This is a genomic window from Pauljensenia hongkongensis (genome assembly GCF_001746855.1).
In the GTDB taxonomy this organism is placed as follows: domain Bacteria; phylum Actinomycetota; class Actinomycetes; order Actinomycetales; family Actinomycetaceae; genus Pauljensenia; species Pauljensenia hongkongensis.
This window is the reverse complement of record NZ_CP017298.1, coordinates 1417853-1418844: the sequence shown is the minus strand read 5'-3', so window position 1 is coordinate 1418844 and position 992 is coordinate 1417853. Positions and strand designations below refer to the sequence as shown.

Annotated in this window: 1 protein-coding gene; it reads right to left on the bottom strand. The window is 78.3% G+C overall.

Features of this window, described 5'->3' with window-relative positions:
• Window positions 1-992, bottom strand: a 992-nt coding sequence (locus tag BH719_RS05865; protein WP_009743883.1) for a DEAD/DEAH box helicase, incomplete at both ends; no start/stop codon positions are given.

The window sequence follows — 992 nt, the reverse complement described above, 5'->3', positions numbered from 1 at the left end:
CGCCCGCCCGGGAGCGGACGAAGGCGAGCAGCCTCGCGCCCTCCTCGACGAGGCGCGCGGTGAGCCCGGCGGCCTCCGCGCCCGCCGAGCGCCGGACCACCGAGGCCCCGAGGACGCGGTCGCCGTCGGCGAGGGCCCCCTGGGAGGCGGGGTCTCCGGGGGAGGAGAAGGGGGCCGGGGAGGCGAGGGCCCCGGAGGAGGAGGGCTCCGCCCCGGACCCGTCGTCGACGAGGCCGCCCTGCCACAGGGCCAGATGGCGCGGCCCGGCGGGGGAGCCGTCGCGGGTGACGGCGGTGGCGGGGCGCCCCGTCATGGCCGCGCCCACCAGGGCGGGGTCGCGCACCGTCGCCGAGAGCATGATGACGCGCGGGTCCGCGCCCAGGCGGTGGCAGGCGCGCAGCAGGCGCCGGACCACCAGGGCGATGTGGGAGCCGGTGACGCCCCGCCAGTGGTGGAGCTCGTCGATGATGATGTAGCGCAGGCTGGCCAGCACCCGCGTCCACCGCCCGTGCGCGGGCAGCATCACGTGGTGCAGGTAGTCGGGGTTGGTGAGCAGCGCGTCGGCGTTGGCGCGCGCCCACTCCTTCGCCTCGCGGGGGGTGTCGCCGTCGCACGTCGAGGCGCTGGCCAGGCGCGGACCGCCCTCCATGAGGGCCTCCAGCGAGGCGCACTGGTCCGCGGCCAGGGCCTTGGTGGGGGACAGGTAGAGGGCGGTGGGGCGCCTGTGGACGGCCGAGATCCGGGTCGTGGAGCCCGCGCCCGCCAAGTCGGACAGGAGGGGGGTCCACGCGGCCAGGGACTTGCCGGAGCCCGTTCCCGTCGCCACGACCACGTCGGCGCCCGAGGCCGTGGCGTCCAGGGCCTCGCGCTGGTGCGACCAGGGGCGCTCGACGCCCCGGCGCGCCCACGCCCCGCGGACCAGGGGATGGACCCATTCGGGCCAGTCGGAGGCGCGCTCGGGGCGCCCGGGCAGCTCCACGAGGCCGACGAGG